This window comes from Saccharothrix syringae (genome assembly GCF_009498035.1).
Taxonomy (GTDB): domain Bacteria; phylum Actinomycetota; class Actinomycetes; order Mycobacteriales; family Pseudonocardiaceae; genus Actinosynnema; species Actinosynnema syringae.
The window spans coordinates 2,932,258-2,951,405 of the sequence record NZ_CP034550.1 but is presented as its reverse complement, the minus strand read 5'-3'; the positions used below and the strand labels follow the sequence as shown (position 1 = coordinate 2,951,405).

General features: G+C 73.7%; 15 protein-coding genes. 3 read left to right on the top strand and 12 right to left on the bottom strand.

Annotation, left to right across the window (positions count from 1 at the left end; genetic code table 11):
* Positions 1-39: 39 nt before the first annotated feature.
* A complete protein-coding gene (locus EKG83_RS13665) occupies positions 40-582 on the bottom strand; it encodes a GNAT family N-acetyltransferase (RefSeq protein ID WP_051765652.1) in 543 nt (180 codons plus the stop codon).
* Positions 583-681: 99 nt separating this feature from the next.
* Here EKG83_RS13665 and EKG83_RS13660 point away from each other — a divergent pair, with 99 nt between their 5' ends.
* Together EKG83_RS13660 and EKG83_RS13655 are read left to right on the top strand one after the other, a co-directional pair.
* Positions 682-2,133, top strand: a complete 1,452-nt coding sequence (locus EKG83_RS13660; RefSeq protein ID WP_033430857.1) for an amidase — start codon at positions 682-684, stop codon at positions 2,131-2,133.
* 469 nt (positions 2,134-2,602) lie between these two features.
* Positions 2,603-3,733: a Vgb family protein gene (locus EKG83_RS13655; protein ID WP_033430920.1), complete on the top strand. Its 1,131-nt coding sequence runs from the start codon at positions 2,603-2,605 to the stop codon at positions 3,731-3,733.
* Between the two features lie 82 nt (positions 3,734-3,815).
* Here the strand turns inward: EKG83_RS13655 and EKG83_RS13650 are convergent, their stop codons facing one another.
* The 7 genes from EKG83_RS13650 to EKG83_RS13620 form a co-directional block, all read right to left on the bottom strand.
* Entirely contained in the window at positions 3,816-5,336 is a 1,521-nt protein-coding gene (locus EKG83_RS13650) for a non-reducing end alpha-L-arabinofuranosidase family hydrolase (RefSeq protein ID WP_153278053.1), read from the bottom strand.
* A 372-nt stretch (positions 5,337-5,708) separates the two neighbouring features.
* Positions 5,709-7,193 (bottom strand): mannitol dehydrogenase family protein, encoded by a 1,485-nt coding sequence (locus EKG83_RS13645; protein ID WP_033430856.1) that lies wholly within the window; start codon positions 7,191-7,193, stop codon positions 5,709-5,711.
* Positions 7,194-7,259: 66 nt separating this feature from the next.
* Entirely contained in the window at positions 7,260-8,237 is a 978-nt protein-coding gene (locus EKG83_RS13640; RefSeq protein ID WP_033430855.1) for a nucleoside hydrolase, read from the bottom strand.
* Between the two features lie 283 nt (positions 8,238-8,520).
* Positions 8,521-9,327, bottom strand: a complete 807-nt coding sequence (locus tag EKG83_RS13635) for an inositol monophosphatase family protein (RefSeq protein ID WP_033430854.1) — start codon at positions 9,325-9,327, stop codon at positions 8,521-8,523.
* Positions 9,314-10,651 carry a hypothetical protein gene (locus tag EKG83_RS13630; RefSeq protein WP_033430853.1) on the bottom strand — a complete coding sequence of 446 codons (1,338 nt, stop codon included), beginning with the start codon at positions 10,649-10,651 and terminating at the stop codon, positions 9,314-9,316. The genes EKG83_RS13635 and EKG83_RS13630 overlap by 14 nt, the downstream gene beginning before the upstream one ends.
* The gene (locus tag EKG83_RS13625; RefSeq protein WP_033430852.1) at positions 10,648-11,397 is read right to left on the bottom strand and encodes an HAD family hydrolase; all 750 of its coding nucleotides are present in this window, start codon (positions 11,395-11,397) and stop codon (positions 10,648-10,650) included. Before EKG83_RS13625 ends, EKG83_RS13630 begins: the two co-directional genes overlap by 4 nt.
* A gap of 13 nt (positions 11,398-11,410) precedes the next feature.
* A complete protein-coding gene (locus EKG83_RS13620; protein ID WP_033430851.1) occupies positions 11,411-12,847 on the bottom strand; it encodes a mannitol dehydrogenase family protein in 1,437 nt (478 codons plus the stop codon).
* A 401-nt stretch (positions 12,848-13,248) separates the two neighbouring features.
* Here EKG83_RS13620 and EKG83_RS13615 point away from each other — a divergent pair, with 401 nt between their 5' ends.
* Positions 13,249-14,691, top strand: coding sequence for a sugar porter family MFS transporter (locus EKG83_RS13615; protein WP_051765647.1), 1,443 nt, complete (start codon positions 13,249-13,251; stop codon positions 14,689-14,691).
* Between the two features lie 8 nt (positions 14,692-14,699).
* On the opposite strand, the gene EKG83_RS46840 is transcribed toward EKG83_RS13615, so the two are convergent.
* The 4 genes from EKG83_RS46840 to EKG83_RS13595 form a co-directional block, all read right to left on the bottom strand.
* Positions 14,700-15,068, bottom strand: coding sequence for an STAS domain-containing protein (locus EKG83_RS46840; RefSeq protein WP_051765645.1), 369 nt, complete (start codon positions 15,066-15,068; stop codon positions 14,700-14,702).
* 720 nt (positions 15,069-15,788) lie between these two features.
* Positions 15,789-15,959 (bottom strand): hypothetical protein, encoded by a 171-nt coding sequence (locus EKG83_RS13605; RefSeq protein WP_153278051.1) that lies wholly within the window; start codon positions 15,957-15,959, stop codon positions 15,789-15,791.
* Between the two features lie 98 nt (positions 15,960-16,057).
* Positions 16,058-17,659 (bottom strand): aminotransferase class I/II-fold pyridoxal phosphate-dependent enzyme, encoded by a 1,602-nt coding sequence (locus EKG83_RS13600; RefSeq protein WP_033430850.1) that lies wholly within the window; start codon positions 17,657-17,659, stop codon positions 16,058-16,060.
* Positions 17,656-18,990, bottom strand: a complete 1,335-nt coding sequence (locus EKG83_RS13595) for an NAD(P)/FAD-dependent oxidoreductase (RefSeq protein WP_033430849.1) — start codon at positions 18,988-18,990, stop codon at positions 17,656-17,658. The genes EKG83_RS13600 and EKG83_RS13595 overlap by 4 nt, the downstream gene beginning before the upstream one ends.
* Between the last annotated feature and the right edge of the window lie 158 nt (positions 18,991-19,148).

The window sequence follows — 19,148 nt, the reverse complement described above, 5'->3', positions numbered from 1 at the left end:
CCGACATGATCCCAGACCGGACAACCGCGATACCGGCCGTCACCCGCGGTCGCGCGGTCCGTCGGCTGCCGGGTCGGTGCGGGGCGTCGAGCGCCACTCGACCTCGCCGTCGTGGTACCGGTCGGTCGGTGCCAGACCCGCCGCGGTCGCGACCGCGGCGGAGGCGTGGTGGTCGGGGTGCACGTGGGCGACGACGGTGCGAACCCCCTTGCCGCGCAACCAGTCGACGAGCGCGCGGGCCGCCTCCGCGGCGATGCCGCGCCCCTGCCACGGCGTCCCCACCACCCAGGCGATCTCGGTGTGGTCGTCGTGGACGCGGGTGGCCTGGACGGTGCCGACGAGGCGGTCCTCGGCGCGCAGCGCGACCACCCAGTTCAGCCAGTCCACCCCGGGGTCCGGGGAGCCCGCGGTCAGGCGACCGTAGCGACGCCGCAGCTCCCGCGGGGAATCCGGGGCGCCACCGGTGAACGCGTGCAGCGCCGGGTCGGACAGCACCTCGGCCATCTCGGTGGCGTGCTCCACGCGCAACGGCACCAGGTCGAGCCGTTCCGTCGCGATGACCTCGGCCTGCAAAGCGCTCACCCCGCGGAAGCTACCGCACGACCGCCGAGATTCCTCAGACATTCCGTTGCGCAAAAAGGAATTTTATGGCTCCCACGGCAGGCCGATAGCTTCGAATTCATGGAATGGAGCTTTCATGCGGCCGAAGAACTCGTTGCCGCGTTGCGCGCCGGCGCGGTGACCTCGGTGGAGCTGACCGACGAGGCGATCGCCCGCATCGAGCGCGACGACGAGGTGGTCAACGCGATCTGCGTGCCGGACTTCGACCGCGCGCGGGCCGCCGCGCACCGCGCCGACCTGGCACGCGCGCGTGGCGAGGACCGGCCGCTGCTCGGCGTCCCGGTGACGGTCAAGGAGTCGTACGACGTCGCCGGGCTGCCCACGACCTGGGGCATGCCGCCGCACCGGGACCACGTGCTGGCCGAGGACGCGGTGCAGGTGTCGCGGCTCAAGGCCGCGGGCGCGGTGGTGCTCGGCAAGACCAACGTGCCGTTGGGGCTGCAGGACATCCAGAGCTTCAACGAGATCTACGGCACCACCAACAACCCGTGGGACCACGCTCGCACGCCGGGCGGGTCCTCCGGCGGGTCGGCGGCGGCCCTGGCGTCCGGGTTCGGCGCGCTGTCCATCGGCTCCGACATCGCCGGCTCGCTGCGTACCCCCGCGCACTTCTGCGGCGTCTACGCGCACAAGCCGACCCTCGGGCTGGCGGCCAACCGCGGCATGGTCGCGCCGTCCGAGCCGGCGTTGCCGGTCGACCTCGACCTCGCCGTCGTCGGCCCGATGGCGCGCACCGCCCGCGACCTCGCGCTCCTGCTCGACGTCATGGCCGGACCGGACCCGCTCACCCTCGGCAAGGCGCACCGCCTGGCACTGCCGCCCGCCCGCCACGACCGGCTCCGCGACTTCCGGGTCCTCGTCCTCGACGACCACCCGCTCATCCCGACCGGCTCCGCCGTGCGGGCGGCCGTGGACCGGGTGGCCGACGCGCTCGCCGACGGCGGCGCCCGCGTCGAACGGCACAGCCCGCTGCTGCCCGACCTCACCGAAGCCGCGACGCTCTACATGCAGTTGCTGGTCTCGGGCTCCGTCGCGCGTTTCCCCATGGAATCGCACGAGGAACTGCTGACCCGCATCGCCGGCCTGGCCGCGGACGACCACAGCCTCGACACCGCACGGCTGCGCGCCCTGGTGTTCAGCCACCGCGACTGGATCGAGGCGAACAACCGCCGCGAACTCCACCGCCACGGCTGGCGGCGGCTGTTCGCCGAGTTCGACGCCGTGGTGTGCCCGATCACGCCGACGCCCGCGTTCCCGCACGACCACCACCCCAACCCGATGGAACGGCGCATCGCCGTCGACGGCGCCGAGCACCCCTACTTCGACCAGCTCGTCTGGGCCGGCCTGGCCACCATGCCCGGCCTGCCCGCCACCGCCGTGCCCGCGGGCCGGTCCCCCGAGGGGCTGCCGGTCGGGGTGCAGCTCATCGGCCCGGTGTTCGAGGACCGCACCCCGCTGCGGCTGGCCGAACTGCTGGAGCGGGAGATCGGCGGCTTCCAGGCGCCGAAGTAGGGCGTACCGGGATGCGGCGGGAACGGGCGTTGGCGGGAACTCCCGTCCCCGCCGACGACTCACCGCGCGAGCCCTCGGCTCGGCTTTTTCCGGCGAAGGACGGGTTCATGAAGCAGATCACGCGCTTCACGCCCCCGGAGATCGAGACCCTCGGGCGGGAGGGGAACTTCCTCCGGGATCAGTCGGAGCGGCCTTGTCCTTCGTGTGGCGGGATTTCGGTTCGCGCCTACCTGAGGAATGCGCGACGTGCGCACCGTCCCGCCGTGATCGGCTACCCGTGGTGTTCCGCTTGCCGCAAGACGTCCGGCTCGACCGGATCTCTGCCACCCGGTCCGACCGTCTCCGGTCCGTGGCGAGAACCCGACAGGGCGACTGGGCCGTTCGGGTGCTTACCCATCTCACCCGATGGCCGAAGAGCTTTACTCTGTGAAGACCTGGTGTGGCCGGACAGCCGATCCCGGGAGTGGCCATGAGATCAGCACCGCGGAAGTTGTCGCCGGTGGTCGCCGCGGTGCTGGTGCTCGCGCCGGTCCCGGCCGGCGCGGCGACGCCGATCACCGAGTACGGCCCGGTCCCCTCGTCGCTGCCCGTCGGGGGTGTGTGCGAGGTGGAGTTCGACCCCGGCGGGGCGCTGTGGGTCGAGCAGTACCTGAGCAGCCAGGTCGCCCGGTTCGACCCGGCCACCGGGCAGTTCGCCAACTTCTCCACGCCGATGCCGCTGTCCGTGCCCGGCGGCATGGACCTCGACCCGGCGGGCGACCTGTGGATGCCCCAGGTGACGGGCAACAGCCTGCTGCGCGTCGACACCGCCGACGGCTCCATGACCGAGTTCCCGCTGCCGTGGGCGGGTGCCTTCACCCTCCAACCGCTGGGCATCCCGCTGCACAGCGGGGTCGGGCTGGCCAACGACCTCGCCCTCGGGCCGGACGGCGCGCTGTGGTTCACCCTCGGCGGGCTGGACTCCATCGGCCGCTACGACCCGGCCACCGGGGCGTGGAGCAAGTACCGCGTGCCCGGCGAAGTCCTGGGTCAGGTCGGGGCGCTGTTCGGCATCATCAAACCGGGTCCCGGGCGCACCGTGGTGTTCGACCTGCCGCAGCTGAACAAGGTCGCCACGCTCGACGTGGACACCCACGCGTTCACCCAGTACTCGATGCCCACGCCGGCCTCGTTCCCGGTCGGCGTGCGCACCGCCGCCGACGGCACCATCTGGGTCGGTGAAGCCCTGGGCATGAAGATCGCCCGCATCGACCCCGCCGGCGGGCAGATCACCGAGTACCCGCTGCTGGGCGTGGGCGGCCTGCTCACCGGCATCCTCAACGGGCTGGGCGTCGGCAGCATCGGCAACCCGCTGCCGATGCCGGGACCGATCGCCGAGGCGAGCGACGGCGACATCTACTTCTCGGTCAGCTTCCCGGCGCTGTTCGGCCTGGGCAACCAGGTCGCCCGGTTCGACCCCGTCACCCACGAGGTCCGGATGTGGAGCACGCCGTCGTCGGCCTCCTACCCCTGCGACATCAACGTCCACCAACCCGGCGCCGTCTGGTTCGGCCTGCTGACCGGCAACAGGATCGGGAAGCTGGACATCGCCGCCACATGACCGACCTCGACCACCTCACGGGCCGGCGCCCCCACCCGGTGAGGGGTGGGGGCGCCGGCCGGGGTGTACCCGCGTCAGGCGGTCAGCGCTGGAGCGTCAGCACGCCCGGCCGCCAGGGCAGGAGGTTGTAGTCGCCGCCGGCGCTGGGGTTCTTGCCCTGGTAGAGGAACTGGAGGTTGCAGGGGTCGATGGTCTTGGTCTGGTCGGGGTTGGTGCGGACGATGTCACCGTGGCTGATGTCGTTGGTCCAGGTGGCACCGCTGTTGGCCTTGCCCGCGAACGGGTTGCCCTCGCTCGCGGCCTGCGGGGTCCACGAGCCGCTGAGGCTGTTGGAGGTGAACGACCGGAAGTAGCGGCCGTTGGCCCCGATCGCCTCGACGATCATCAGGTACTGGTTCTGGCCCTGGACCTTGTAGACCTCGACCGCCTCGAACAGGTTGTTCGTCGAGTCGCTCATGATCGTCGTGTACGACGAGCCGAAGTTGCCCGGGAAGTTCCCGATCGGCATGCTGGCTCGGTAGATCTTGCCGTTGTCACCGGCGAAGAACAGGTACATGTTCGTGCCGTCACCGATCAGCGTCTGGTCGATCGGGCCGGTGCCGGAACCGGAGATGCTGCCGGTGAACAGCGGCTGCGCCGCCGACCACCCGTTCGGGTTGGTCGGGTCGGTGGAGGTCTTGTAGCTGAACGCGGTCGGGCCCCACTGGTAGGCCAGCACCCAGATGTTCTTCGGGGCGAAGTAGAGCAGCGTCGGCGCCACCGTGCCGGCGTTCATCCCGTTCTGGCTGGCCGAGGCCATGTCCGACCAGTTGGTGAACGTCCCGAAGTTCATCGAGCCGTACTGCCCGGACGAGTTGACCGTCGACCCGTAGACGAGGCGCCTGCCGTTGTAGTTGACGGCGGTGAAGTCCTTGAGCGCGAGCCAGCCCGACTTCGGGTTCGCCAGCGAGCCCGTCGACGTCCAGCGGTAGCTCGACGGGAGGGAGCACGAGCCGCCCTGCGAGGTGGTCGTGGTGGTCGTCGGGCCGGTCCCGCCGATCCGGACGAGCTGCCACTGCTGGTTGGCGCCACCCCAGTCGGTGTACTGGACGATGTTGCCGCCGTCGTTGGTCGCCGCGCCCTGGACCTCGACCGCCTTGTTGCTGTTGCGGTTGATCAGGCGCACGTAGCCGCCGTCGGAGTCGGCCAGCCGGAACTGCTGGTTGGTGGTGTTGTTGTCGGTCCACTGCACGATCGCGCCGCCGTCGGCGGTGGAGAGGTTGTAGACGTCGAGCACCTTGCCCGAGAGGCGCGACTTGAGCCGGTAGTAGCCGCCGCCGGAGTCGACGAACTGCCACTGCTGCTGGTTGCCGTCGTTGCGGGTCCACTGGGTGATCCGCGCGCCGTCGTTGGTGGCCAGGTTGTAGACGTCCAGCGCCTTGCCGCTGTTGCGGTTGACCAGGACGTACCACGCGGTGGTGTCCACGGTCGCCGCCGACGCGGGTGCCGCGCCGAGCGCGACCACGAGCCCGCCGAGCAGCGCGGCGACGACGGCGACGACACCGGCCAGGCGGCGCCCGCGGGGTCGTGGGACGGCGGTGGGCGGGTGGCCTGATCCGGCCATGGGCGTGCTCCTCTTCTTTGAGGCGGGGTGGTCGACTCTGTTGTTAGCGTTAACAATCCAAACTCGCGATCCCCTGGGCACGGGGTTCGCACGGGGGGCGTGACATCGCTACCGCGACACCTGCCACGTTCATCAGACTGTGGCTCATGGCACACGGCCGGTCAAGAAGGCGCGAAAAAGTTTCGCACAACCGGGCCGGCGGACCGTCGAAGGCATTGTCGATTGCTAAAACCGGAGCGGATTTCTTTAGCTCTGGTGAGCGTTGCCATATCCCGCGCCGACGCCGGCGAAATGCCGGGCGCGGCGGTGTTCGTCGACGGCGACCGCGCGGAAGTCGGTGCGGCGGTGCGCGCGGCGGGTCGGGTGCGCCGGTCAGGCGCAGGCCGGCGCGGCGACCAGCTCCCCGAGCAGGGCCCGTGCCCCCCTGGTGCGCAACGCCTCCAGGGCGCGGGTGTAGGGCGCGGTGAACCGCGGGTCGTCGACGAGGTCGCCGAACACCTCGCGCCGGCGGAGGAACGCCAGCGGGTCGTCGCGCCGGCGGGCGGCGGCCGCGAGCGGTTCGCGCAACCGGTCGACCACCTCGATCGGCTCGCCGCGCTCGTCCACGCCCTCGGCGTACCGGGCCCAGCCCGCCACGACGGCGGCGGCGAGGTCGACCTCCCCGCCGGCGTCGAGGTTGTCCCGCACGACCGGCAGGAGGAACTCCGGTACCCGGTCGGAGGTGTCCGCGCACAGCCGGGCGAGGGTGTCGGCCACCTCCTGGTTGCGGAACCGCTCCAGCAGCCCGCGGCGGTAGCGGTCGAGGTCCACGCCGGGCACCGGTCGCAGCGTCGGGGTCGCCTCGCGCTCCAGGTAGCGCAGCAGGAACGCGGCGAACAGCGGGTCCCGGCAGACCTCGTGGACGAACCGGTACCCGACCAGGGCGCCGAGGTAGCACAGCACCTGGTGGGCCGCGTTGAGCAGCCGCAGCTTCATCAGCTCGTACGGCTCGACGTCGGCGACGAGCTGGACGCCCACCTCCTCCAGCGGGGGCCTGCCGGCGGTGAAGGAGTCCTCCAGCACCCACTGGGCGAACGGCTCGCACACCACGGGCCACCCGTCCTCGACGCCGTGGTCGCGCGCGAGGCCGGCGCGGTCGGCGTCCGTGGTCACCGGGGTGATGCGGTCGACCATCGAGTTGGGGAAGCGGACCTCCCGGCGCACCCACTCGCCGAGCCCGGGGTCGCGCAGGGCGGCGAAGGCGGTGAAGGAGTCCCGGGCCACGTCCCCGTTGCCGGCGAGGTTGTCGCACGACACGACCGTGAACGGCGGCAGGCCGCGTTCCCGGCGGCGCACCAGTGCCTCGACGACCAGCCCGAACACCGACCTCGGCACCGCGCCCGGCGCCAGGTCGGCCCGGATCGCGGGGTTGTCCGCGTCGAAGCGCCCGGTGGCGGGGTCGACGTTGTACCCGCCCTCGGTGATGGTGAGCGACACGACGCGGGTCGCCTCGTCCACCAGCCGGTCCACCACGGCCGCGGGGTCGTCGGGGGCGTAGAGGTACCGCACGACCGATCCCATGACGCGCGGTTCGCGCGTCCCGTCGGCGTGCTTGACCACCACGGTGTAGAGGTGGTCCTGCGCGGCGAGCACGTCCCGCATCGCGCGGTCCCCGGGCAGCAGGCCGACGCCGCAGATCCCCCAGTCGAGGGCCTGCCCGCGGCGCATCAGCTCGTCCAGGTAGACGGCCTGGTGGGCCCGGTGGAAGCCGCCGACGCCGAAGTGCACGATCCCGGTGCGGACGCGGCGGCGGTCGTAGGTGGGCACCGGCACGCGCGCGGCGTGGTCGGCGAGGGTGCGGGCGTTGAGCAGCGGCATGGGTCGTCCATCCGGCGGACCGGGGTCTGCGCGAGTGCGGTGGGGCGGGTCAGGAGGTGGGGCGGGTCAGGAGGTGAGGCGGTCGAGCAGCAGCGGCATGAACAGGTCGTTGTCGACGCGGTCCGCGATCAGCACCGGGCTGAGGTCGGGCAGCTCCAGGTCGCCGCGCAGCACCTCGTCGTCCCAGGAGACCATGCGCCCGCGGGTCAGCCTGCCCCTCAGCTCGACGTCGACGCGGGCGGTGCGGGTGCCGATGACGGCGGGGTCGAGCAGCGCCGCGAGCGCGAGCGGGTCGTGCAGCGCGCACCCGTCCTCCCCGAAGCGCTCGGCCAGCCAGGTGATCCACGGGCGGGCGGTGCGGCCCAGGTAGGTCGCCAGGGGCGTGCCCGCGGCGTCGAGCCGGTCGACGTCCCCGAGGCGCATGAAGGTGCGCAGGGTGACGTCGAGCGGGACGATGAGCAGCGGCGCACCGCTGTTGAGCACGACGTGCGTCGCCTCGGGGTCGTAGGCGGCGTTCAGCTCGTGGAGCACGTTGGGCACGTCGAACGCGCCGGCCATGACGACGAGCTGCTTGATCTTCTGCGACCACTCCGGGTCGATCGCCATGGCGGTGGCGATGTTGGTCAGCGGTCCGATCGCCAGCACCGTGATCTCACCCGGCCGCTCGTCCACGCGGTCCACCAGCACCCGGGCGGCGGGGGTGGGGTCGGCGGCGAGGGCCGTGCGGGAGACGGGCAGGTGCCGCCAGTGCTCGCGCGCGGACTCCTCGTCGCGGCGGCCGTCGAGCCGCGCCCGCCACGCGGTCGGGTCCTGCACCAGCGGTCGCGAGGCGCCCCGGTGCACCGGCACGTGCGTCGCGCCGGCGGCCTCCAGGACCTCCAGCGCGCCCCGCACGCCCCGGTCGACGGCCACGTTCCCGGCCACGACCGTGATGGCCTCCAGCTCGATCTCCGGTGACCTCAGGGCGAGCCCGATGGCCAGGCCGTCGTCGACGTCCGCACCGGGGACGCCGTTGCCCGGGTCGGTGTCCAGGATCATCCTCATCGCAAAGCAACCTGATCTCGTTCGGGTGGGCGCGGACGCCGCGGGCCCCGGCACGCGGCAGCCCTGCCATGAAGACATCGCGGCCGTCGCAGGAGAAGGGATTGTGACCAGGATCGCGTTTGGAATTGGGCCGAATGGATCTTTACCGCCCCGGTCGACTCGTCGGCGGCGGTGCGACAGGATCGTCGCGCACCCCTGGGTGAGCGGCATCATCGCAGGTCAGAACGAGGGTGCTCGAATTCCGGGGTCGGTCGGGCGCGCGGTGCGCCCCGCATCGCCGGTGTCAGGCCGGCCCCGATGCCCACACCGGGGCCAGGACCTCCCTCAGGGCGGTCCACAGCGGGCCCGCCGCGGCCAGCACGTCGCCGCTGGCCGGCCAGGTGCCCGGCGCGGGGCCGTCGAGGTCGCCGGTCGTCCCGCCCGCTTCCTGGACCAGCAGGACGCCTGCGGCGCAGTCCCAGGGCTGCAGGCCGGGCGCCCACACCGCGTCCGCCCGACCGGTGGCCACCCGGGCGAGCGCCGCGGCCGCGCTGCCACCGCGGCGCACGTCGCGCACGCGGGGCACGAGGGCGTCGACCACGCGACCGGCCAGCACCCGCTGCGGCGGGCGGCCGAGGTTGAGCTCGACCAGGGCGCGGGAGAGGTCCCGCCGCGCGAGGCGCCGGACCGGCCTCCCGTCCGCCGAGGTGCCGCCGCCGGCCCGGGCCTCGGTGACCCGGCCGGTCACCGGCTCGACCACCACACCGGCCAGCAGCCTGCCGTCGGCCGCGTCCGCCGCGGCGACGCTGACCGCCCAGTCGGACCGCCCGTAGAGGTAGCTCGTCGTCCCGTCGACGGGGTCGACGATCCAGCGGACGCCGCCGGTGCCGGTGGTGGCGCCGTCCTCCTCGCCGAGCACGCCGTCGTCGGGGCGGTGCCGCGCCAGCACCGACCGGATGACCCGCTCGGTGTCGCGGTCGGCCTGGCTGACCAGGTCGTCCGGACCCGCCTTCTCCTCGACGAGGAGTTCGCCGCCCCACCACGACATCGCCGTCCGCGCCCCCTCCAGCGCGGCCTCGCGGGCGACGGACAGCAGCTCATCGGGGTCCACGGCGCTCCGCCCCGCGCAGGACCTGCCAGGTGGCCCGGCCGACCACGGCGCGGGCCACGGGGGCGAGGGCGGCCGCCGCGGCGGACCGGGCCAGCCGGGTCGGCGCGCCGACCGTGCTCCGGCTCCCGGCGCTGAACACCAGGTAGGCGGCCATGACCGCGACCCAGGGCAGCACGGCCGCCGGGGGGCGCGGCGCACCCGCCGCGACCAGCACCGCGAGCTGGACCGCCGCACCGGCGAGCACCACCGCCACGCGCCCCCGCGGCACGAGCACCGCGCCCAGCGCCGCCACGCCGCCGACCACCGCGGCCACGACGGCGTGCGCGGCCGGCGCCGGACCGGTGAGCAGCCGCCCGGTCAGGGCCGCGGCCGCGGCGGACACCACCAGCGCCAGGTTCCACGGTGCCGCCGGCGGGGTGCGGCCCCGCAGGGCCGCCCAGTCCGCGGGGTCCTGCCCGGCGGGCGGCGACGGCAGCCAGCGCACCAGGCCCAGCAGGTGCTCCCGGGCCTGGTCGGCGCGCGCGGCCCACACCAGCCGGCCGCGGTCGACCCGCGCGAAGGCGGTGGCTTCCAGCGCCCACCTGCCGGTCACGAACGCGATGCCGAACGCCCACAGCGCCACGACGGCGGCCACGGCCGCACCGGGGTGGCCGCCGAGGTCCACGGCCATCGCCAGCCCCGCCGTCCCGCGCACGGCGTAGCCCGCGCCGACGACGACCCACAGCGCGACCAGGCCCGGCCCCGGGGCGGGCGGGACGTGCCCCGTGCGGCCCGTGCAGCGCGCCCGCAGGGCCTCGTAGACCGCGGCGACGCCGAACACCGCCGCGGTGGTGGCGGCCAGCACCCCGCCGAGGTGGAGTCCGGGCAGGAGCAGCGGCAGGCACGCGACGGCGGCGAGCCTCGCCAGGGCCGCGGCGACGCTGGCCGCCACGTTGCGCCGGGCGCGGCTCAGCGGGCCGGGCAGGCGCCCCCGGTCCCGCTCACCGGGGTGGCGCTGGTCGGCGGCGAACCCCCGCACGTCGTTCCACTGGTACCGCGCCGGGTACACCAGCAGCTCCAGCGCTCCCCACACCACGGCGGCCCGGACCACCGCCTCCCGGTCGAGGCTCCCGACCCCCAGCGCGCCCAGCCCGAACGCGACCGGCACGAGCAGGCCCTTGACCGCGTCCCCGGGGCGCGGCACGAGCAGGTAGCCGGCCAGCGACCGGCGCCCGCGCGGTGCCGGCGCGCCCCGCCGCGGCCCCTCGCCCTCCCGGGGCAGCGGGGCCGTCCGCAGGTCGGTGCTCGCCCACGCAACCGCCGGGGAGCGCCGCCGCCCGTTCACGTCGGCACCGCGAGGCTGTCGTCGAGCAGGTGCCGGGTCAGCTCCTCCCAGGAGCGCACGACCCGGGCGACGCCCGCCCGGTCGAGCGCCCGGACGCGGTCGGCGCGCTCGTCGTCGGGGACGAACTGCACGATGCCGGCGGTGGTGATGCCCGCGGCCACCGCCGAGCCCGCCCCGGTGGCCGAGTCCTCCACCGCCACGGCCTGCCCGGGGCCGACGCCGAGCCGGTCGAGGGCGTGGAGGTAGACGGCGGGGTCGGGTTTGCTGGTGGGGGTCGGCAGGCTGTCCTCGGCGCTGAAGCGCACGTCCGCGGGCAGCAGGTCGTCCAGGCCCGCGGCGGTGAAGCAGGCGGCGAGGCGGGCCAGCGCGCTGGAGCTGACCACGGCCAGCCGGTAGTGCCGCCGCAGCTCCGACAGGGCGGCCAGCACGTCGGGCCGCGGTCGCAGGACCCGGCCCAGGTGCGCGGAGACCTCGTCCTGCTCCCGCCGCACCCACCGCTCCAGCTCGTCCGGGTCGGCGGTCACCCCGGCCGCGGCGAGCAGGTCGCCGGCGGTGGTGCGGAAGTTCTTGCCGGTGGTGGTGCGGCGCAGGTGCCCGGGCGAGAAGTCGCCGGTCAGCCCGAACCGGTCGGCGAACTCCCTGGTGACGCGGGCCGAGGCGTCGAAGGCCGGTTCCTCGGAGGGGAACAGGGTGCCGTCGGCGTCGAGCAGCAGCGTGGTGGTGCCGGTCAGGTCGGGGGTGCTCATGGGTCTCCCGGGATCAGCGCGACAGGGCGGTCACCGCGGCGGGCAGGCCGTCGCGGTCGAGGGCGGTCAGGAACCGGCGCAGGTCGGCGACGCAGTCGGCGTCGTCGCGCAGGTCGCCGAAGACGTCGGTCAGGTCCAGCAGCGGGCGGGGGTCGTCACCGCCGCGCTCGGCCGCCTCGCGCAGTTCGCCGGCGCGGGCGTCCTGCACGTCGATCGGCTCGCCGCGCAGGTCGACCCCGCGCAGGTAGCGCAGCCAGGTGGCCACGGCGAAGGTCAGCAGGACGCGGGGGCCGCCCTGGGCGCGGGCGTCGTGCAGCGAGGGCAGCAGGTAGTCGGGCACCTTGGTCGAGCCGCGGCGGCACAGCCGCGAGAGCGGGTCGGAGATGGCCGGGTTGCGGAAGCGCTCCAGCAGCGTGCCGCAGTAGTCGCCGAGGTCCATGCCGGGCACGTCGGCGGGCAGCAGCGGGGCGATCTCGGTGCGCATCAGGCGCTCGACGAAACCGGCCACCGCGGGGTCGGCCATCGCCCCGTCGGTGCTGCGGTGCCCGGCCAGGTGGCCGAGGTAGCCCAGCGCGCAGTGGGTGCCGTTGAGCAGCCTGCTCTTGATCAGCTTGTAGGGCGCCACGTCGTCGACGAACCGCGCCCCCACCCGGTCCAGCGGGGGCCGGTCGTTGCAGAAGGCGTCCTCGATCACCCACTGGCGGAACGGTTCGGTGATCACCGGCCACCGGTCGTCCACCCCGAAGTCGTGCTCCACCTCCTCGCGGTCCTCCGGCGTCGTGGTGGGCGTGATGCGGTCGACCATGCTGCCCGGGAAGGTGACCCGCTCGGCGATCCACGCGGCCAGCCCCGGGTCCCGCCCGCGGGCCAGCGCGGCGGTCGCCTCGCGCGCCGCGGCGGCGCTGTCGGGCAGGTTGTCGCAGGACAGCACGGTGAACGGGGCGTGGTTGGCGCGGCGGCGGGCGTCGAGGGCGTCGACCACCAGGCCGAACACCGAGTCGCGTGCCTCACCGGGGTCGTCGGGGACGCGGTAGCCGTCGGCGGTGACCGTCAGCGTCACCAGCCGGATCGCCGGGTCGGCCAGCCGCTCGCGGACGGCGTCGGGGTCGTCGGCCAGCAGCAGGTACTCGACCATGCTGCCGACCACCCTGGCCTCGCCGTCCCCGGAACCGCGCTGGACCACGGTGAACAGGTTGTCCTGCGCGTCGAGGACCTCGCCCATCTCGGGACGGTGCATCCCGATGCCGATCACCCCCCACTGGGTGAACCCCAGCTCGGCGAGCTGGTCGAAGTAGACGGCCTGGTGGGCCCGGTGGAAACCGCCGACGCCGAAGTGGACGACCGCGGGCCGCAGGCGCGTGCGGTCGTAGGCGGGCAACCGCAGCCCGGTGGCCGGGTCGAGCGCGGTGAGGTCGTTGGCGAGCGGAACAGCCGCTGGTGTGTCGGACATGCGCTTTCCTCACAGGGTTCGGGCGCGGCCACCACAGGTCCACCCCGGACCTGCGAGTACCGCGTGGACGGTCGGCGACCGGGTCGCCGAGCGCCCGGCCGCCGCGAAGGCGGGCCCGGCGTCTGCTTCGCCGAACTGCTGTCGATCCCCGGCGGTGGCGCCACCGCGGCAGGTGCCGTCGTCGGGTCTGGGCCGGATACCACTGGCCTTTCCGGAAAAACAACCCGTTCGAGCGACACGGGGTGACCCTCGGCACCCCGCGCGGGCCACCCGCCGCACTTCCACCGGTGCGACCGGGGTTTCGCCCCTCCGGCCACTCGCGGGTGGATTCGCCCTCCCCGCCGTTTTCCGCGTCCCCGCCCGGGTACTCGCCGCGTCCGCGGACCGACCGGGAGGCTGCGATGGCGTCCGGCACCACCTGCGCGCCCGCCCGCCTGACGGGCCCGGTGGTGGCGGCGGCCGTGGTCTCCGCCACCTCGTCGCTCCTGTACGGCTACGACACCGGCATCATCTCCGGCGCGCTGCTCCAGGTCCGCCGCGACTTCGCCACCGGCAACGGGATGGAGCAGGTGATCGCCTCGGCGATCCTGCTCGGCGCGGTGCTCGGCGCGTTGACGTGCAGCGAGCTGTCGGAGCGGCGCGGCAGGCGCGGCACCGTCCTGCTGATCTCCGGGGTGTTCGCCGCGGGCGCCCTGCTGTGCTCGGTGGCGCCCACCGCCGTGACCCTGGCGCTGGGCCGCGTCGTGCTCGGCTTCGCCGTCGGCGGCGCGACCCAGACCGTGCCCATGTACATCGCCGAACTGGCGCCCGCAGCCCGCCGGGGCCGACTGGTGCTGACCTTCCAGCTCGGCATCGGCGTCGGGATCGTCATCTCCACCCTCGTCGGCGCGACCGAGAGCGTGCCGTGGCGCGTGTCCATCGGAGCCGCCGCCGGGCCGGCCCTGCTCATGCTGCTGCTCACCCTGAAGCTGCCCGAGAGCCCCCGGTGGCTGGTCAAGCGGGACGACCGCGACGCGGCCCGGCGGACCCTGCGCCGGGTGCGGGCCGACGGCGCCGACGTCGAGGAGGAGCTGCGCGGCATCGTCGACCTGGAGGACCGGGAACGGCAGGCGGGCGCGCGCGACCGCGGCTGGTCGGGGCTGCGCCGGGCGTGGGTGCGCCCCGCCCTGGTCGTGGGCTGCGGCATCGCGGTGTTCACGCAGCTCAGCGGCATCGAGATGATCATCTACTACGCGCCGACCATCCTCACCGACAACGGGTTCTCCACCACGGCGGCCCTGCGCGTCAGCGTGGCCCTCGGCGTCACCTACCTGGTGATGATGGTCGTCGGGCTGGCGATCGTCGACCGCGTCGGCAGGCGCAGGCTCACCCTGGTGATGGTGCCCGGGGCCGCGGTGAGCCTGGCCGTGCTCGGCGCGCTGTTCGCCACCGGGCACAGCGGGCGCGACAGCACCCCGTTCATCGTCGCCTGCCTCGTCGCCTTCATGTTCTTCAACGCGGGCGGCCTGCAGCTGATGGGCTGGCTCACCGGCTCGGAGATCTACCCGCTGGCCGTGCGCAGCGCGGGCACCAGCGCCCAGGCCACCGCCCTGTGGAGCACCAACCTGCTCATCACCCTGACCCTGCTCACCGTCGTCGACGCCATCGGCCCCGGCCCGACCATGTGGCTCTACGCGGGCTTCAACGTCGCCGCGTTCGCCTTCGTCCGGCGCCGCATGCCCGAGCTCACCGGCCACAGCCTCGAACAGATCGAGCACCACCTGCGCGCCGGGCGCTTCCGCCCCCGCGACTTCGCCGCGCCCGCCGGCGAACGCCGGTCGTCACCGCCGCGGGGAGGCCGGTGACGGCGGGGTCAGGCCCAGACCAGCCGCAGCGCGGCGAGCGCGCCGTCCACCGTCGGGTACAGCGGCAGCGCCCCGTCGACCTGGCTCATCCGCAGGGGGTGCAGCACGGGGCGGCCGTCCGCGACGACGGCGAACGGGATGCCCGCCCGGCCGGCCCGGTGGTGGGCGTTGAGCAGCAGCGCGATGCCGGCCGAACCCAGGAAGTCGACGTCGCGCAGGTCCAGCAGCATCCCCGCCGGGCGCATGTCGAAAACGGCGTCCAGCTCGGCCGCGACCTGCCGGTGCGACGCCGCGTCGAGGGCACCGGACATGCCCACCAGCGAGATGCCGCGGTCGAGTCCGACGGTTGTGAGACGTGGGTTGGTGTGCTCGTGCATGTGGGCTCTCCTCGTCATCGGAGGCCACGGCCGTGTCATTCGAGCACGGTGCTCGACCTGGACGATTCTCCGCAGCTGCCGGTGTCCACCGGCGGGTGAACCGACGGTACCTCCGGCCCTGGCCCCTACCCGCGGGAAAAATCCCCAAACCCCGTGGTGCCCGCGCGTTCCGGGTCGGCGGCCGCCCCTCCGGTGCCGCGGCGCGCGGGCAGCCCTCCACCCGCACGGTGGGAGGAGGGGCCGGTGGCGGGTTCGTGGTTGCCGGGCGGCGAGGCGGGCGCGGCGGGCGAGCGGGCGCGGCGGGCGGACGCGGACCTGGTCGTCGCCGCCGGCGAGCCGTCCCCGCGCTCTCCGGGAGCGCGTCGGGGTGCGGGTGGCCGAGCCGGCCCGCCGCGAGCGCACCCGCGGGCTCCGCGCCGACCGGCCACGGGGTGGGCGGGCCGCGCACCGCGCCGGCCGGCGGCACGCGTCGCCCGGGTGAGACCGAGGACACCTCCCGCGGGGAACAGCGGACCGGGCGGCGGCTGTTGTATGAGGCGGTCGGTGCGGTCCGCGTCCCCCGGGCCTCACCCACATCGCCTTCGCGGAACACCGTTCGGCTGGAGCCGCGTCGTGCCACTCGCCGAGAGGCGACCGCCGCGCCGACCCCCCATCGCGCCCCCGGTCCCGCCGTTCTTCCCCCGTGCGGGTGGACCGGGGGCGTCCCCGCGTCCGGGGTCCTCAGTCCGGCGGCTCCACCGCGGCGGCGCCCTCCCGCACGTCCTGCGAGTCGGGCGCCTCGCGCGCCGGCTCGGGCACGTCGGGCTCCGGGACGTCCAGGTCGTCGAGGTCGGGCGTGCCCGGCGCGTGCGGTGCTTCGGGGTTGAGCGGTGCGTCGTCTGCTTCGGACATGGCGGGCGGCTACCCGGCCGGCAGGTGGCCAAACCGGCCGGCCTGTGGTCGGTGCGGCGGGCGGGGGCGCCCGTGCAGGCCACGAGCGCCCCGTTCCGCTAGAACGAGTTGCCGAACGCGCTGGACAGGTACTCCTTGGCGTCGCGAAGCGCCTCGTCGATGACGCGGGCCGCCGCCCTGGCCTGCTCCGGCTCGTGCGCGGCCTGCACCTGCAGCCGGAAGCGCGAGGCGCCGGTCGGGGTGACCGGGAACTCGACCATGAACGCGAGCACGCCGCGGTCGAACAGCAGGCGGTTGACCGTGCGGGCCAGCTTCTCGTTCCCGATCAGCACCGGCACGATCGGGCTCGGCGAGCCCATGCAGGTCAACCCGCGCGTGGTCAGCTCGTCGCGCAGCGCGTGGATGGCGGCGAACAGCCGCGCGCGCAGGGCGTCGCCCTCGTCGGTGCGGATGATCTGCGCCGCCTTGAGCACCACCGCGGTCTGCACGGGCGACAGGGCGTTGGAGAAGAAGTGGGACCCGGCGAACATCTTGATGTACTGCTTGACCGCGGGCGACCTGGCCGCGACGAAACCGCCGTTGGAGGCGAAGGTCTTGGAGAACGCGCCCATGACCAGGTCGACCTCGCCCAGCATGTCCTGCATGCCCAGGACGCCGGTGCCGCCGGGGCCCATCGAGCCCAGGTCGTGGGCGACGTCGACCAGCAGGGTCGCGTCGTGGGCGCGGCAGACCTCCTGCAGCGCGGCGACGTCCGGCCAGTCGGCGTCCACCGAGAACAGGCCGTCGGTGATGACCATGATGCCGTTGTGGGTGTCGGTGGCGCGGATGCGGGCCAGGTGGGTGCGCACGGCCTCGACGTCGAGGTGGGTGTAGCGGGTGATGTTCCTCGTCGCCGCGCGGGCACCGCTCTGCAGGCACGAGTGGGCGAGGCGGTCGATGAGGACGTGGTCCTCCTGCCGGACCAGGCCGGTGACGGTGCCGAACCCCGCCGACCACCCGTTGGAGAACAGCGTCACGTGCTCCAGGCCGACCAGCTCGCCGAGGGCGGCCTCCAGCTCGTCGGAGATGCGGGTGTTGCCCAGCACCATCGGCGACCCGGCGCTGTGCGGGCCGAAGTCGCGCATCGCCCGGACCGCCGCCTCCCGGATCTCCGGGTGGGCGTTGAACGACAGGTAGTCCTGGGAGTTGAAGTTGATGCCCCGGGCGGGTTTGCTCTGGTCGTTGGTGATGGTCGCGAACCCGCCGGGCGCCGCCTCCAGGACCCGGGAGTACTGCCAGGTCTCGGTGCGCCTGCGCGCCTCCACCCAGCCGTGGAACTCCTCGGTGCGGCGCAGCAGGTTGGCCCCGACGGGCCGGAAGAAGTCGTAGGCGTTCTTGTCGAGCGCGTAGTCCTCGTCGGGGTCGATCGCGGGCGCGGCCGTCGTCGCCGGTTCCCACATCGGTTCCAGGTCGGCGCGGACCGCCGGGTAGTCCTCGTCGAAGAAGCGGACCACCTCGTCCGCCGGGAGGGCGTCCAGCTCCTCCAGGTCCTCCCACGGGATGTGGCTCGCCCAGTTGCGCATCATGTCGGACACCTCGCGCGCGGCCGCGGCGACCGCCTTGGCCGCGGCGACCGGGTCGGTGCCGGCGGCGTCGGCCGCGGCGATGAGCGCGGCGACGACCTCGCCGTCCTCGCGCTGGTGTGCCAGGGTGCCGGTCATCGGGTCGCCTCCGCCGCCACGCGCGAGAACGGGTTCCGCTGGTGCTCGCGGTAGGTCGCCTCGAAGTCGGTGAAGGCGCCGTGGTCGCGCGAGGACTCCTTGGCCGTGTCGTTGAGCAGGAACACGTTGGACGGGTCGAAGAACTCGGAGACCGGTGCCACGTCGACGTGGGTGGCGATGAAGCGGTCGATCTCGGCCTGGTTGCCGCGCAGGATCGCGAACAGCTGGAGCTCGTCGTGCCGCAGCGGCTTCATCTCGGCGAGCGTGCACACGTAGTCGTAGTAGGCCGCGGCGGTCTGGCTGCGCCGCTTGGCCGCGTACCCGGCCATGGCGGTGTCCCGGTCGGTCTCGCCGCCGAGCCACCGGCCGACCGCCTCCGCGGCCAGCTCCGCGTCGCGCAGGGCGTGGGTGATCCCGAGCGCCGTGCACTGGTCCTTGAACGACTCGGCGTCGCCCACCAGCACCCAGCCGGGCCCGTGCAGCCGCCTCAGGAAGGCGGCCTGGTCGAGCGTGCCGTAGAAGCGCTCCTCCCGTCGCGCCCGCGCCACGGTGTCCGCCGCCTCCCCGCTGATCAGCCCGAGCGCGCGGTGGAAGTTGCCCTCGACGTCGGCCCGGAAGTCCGCGGCCCACTCGCTGGGGCCCCACGTCAGCACCATGGTCTGCCCGTGGTTGGTGGAGGCCATCGCCATGCCGAGCCTGCCGCGGCGGTGGATCTGCGCGTCGGCGTCGGGGATGCCGCTGAAGTAGCTCCAGTAGGCGAAGGTGCAGCGCGGTCGCTCGTCGAACTTCTCCAGCCCGAGGGCGCGGGCCACGAAAGAGTTTCGCCCGTCGGCCCCGATCACGACCTGCGCGCGTTCGACCGTGCCGTCCCGCCCTTTGATGCCGATGACCGTCCCGTCTTCGTCTTGTAAGAGCTCTTTGACGGTGTACCCCTCGCGGAACTCCACACCGGCCTCGATCGCGTTGTCGACCAGGAGCTTGTCCAGCACGTGCCGGCGAACCGAGAAGTACTCCGCGGTGATCCCGCTGTCGTCGTCGTGCAGCAGCCGGAACTGGTTGCGCAGCAGCTCTTCGGGCACGCTGCCGCGCAAGGCGATGCCGTCGTTGACGACGGTGACCTCGGTGTGCGCGGGCGTCACGGCGCGCACCTTCTCCAGCACGCCCAGCCGGTTCAGGTAGGAGGCGCCGTGCGGCCAGATGAAATGCGTGGACAGCACGTCACTGGGAAACCGCGAGCGGTCCACCACCAACACCCGGAGTCCCCGCCGGGCCAGGTGCGTGCCCACGGCCGCCCCGGCACACCGACCACCTATCACAATGGCGTTGTACATGCGGCCATCCCAACAGGACCCCAATACCCTGTACAGAGCCAAATGGCAGAGCACCCCCTTTCGCCCCGCGAGACCGTCCATTCACGACGGAAATCGGGGGAACATCGGGCGCCTGGATCAGGGGATGTCCCACGCCGGCGCGTCCACTTCGCACGGCG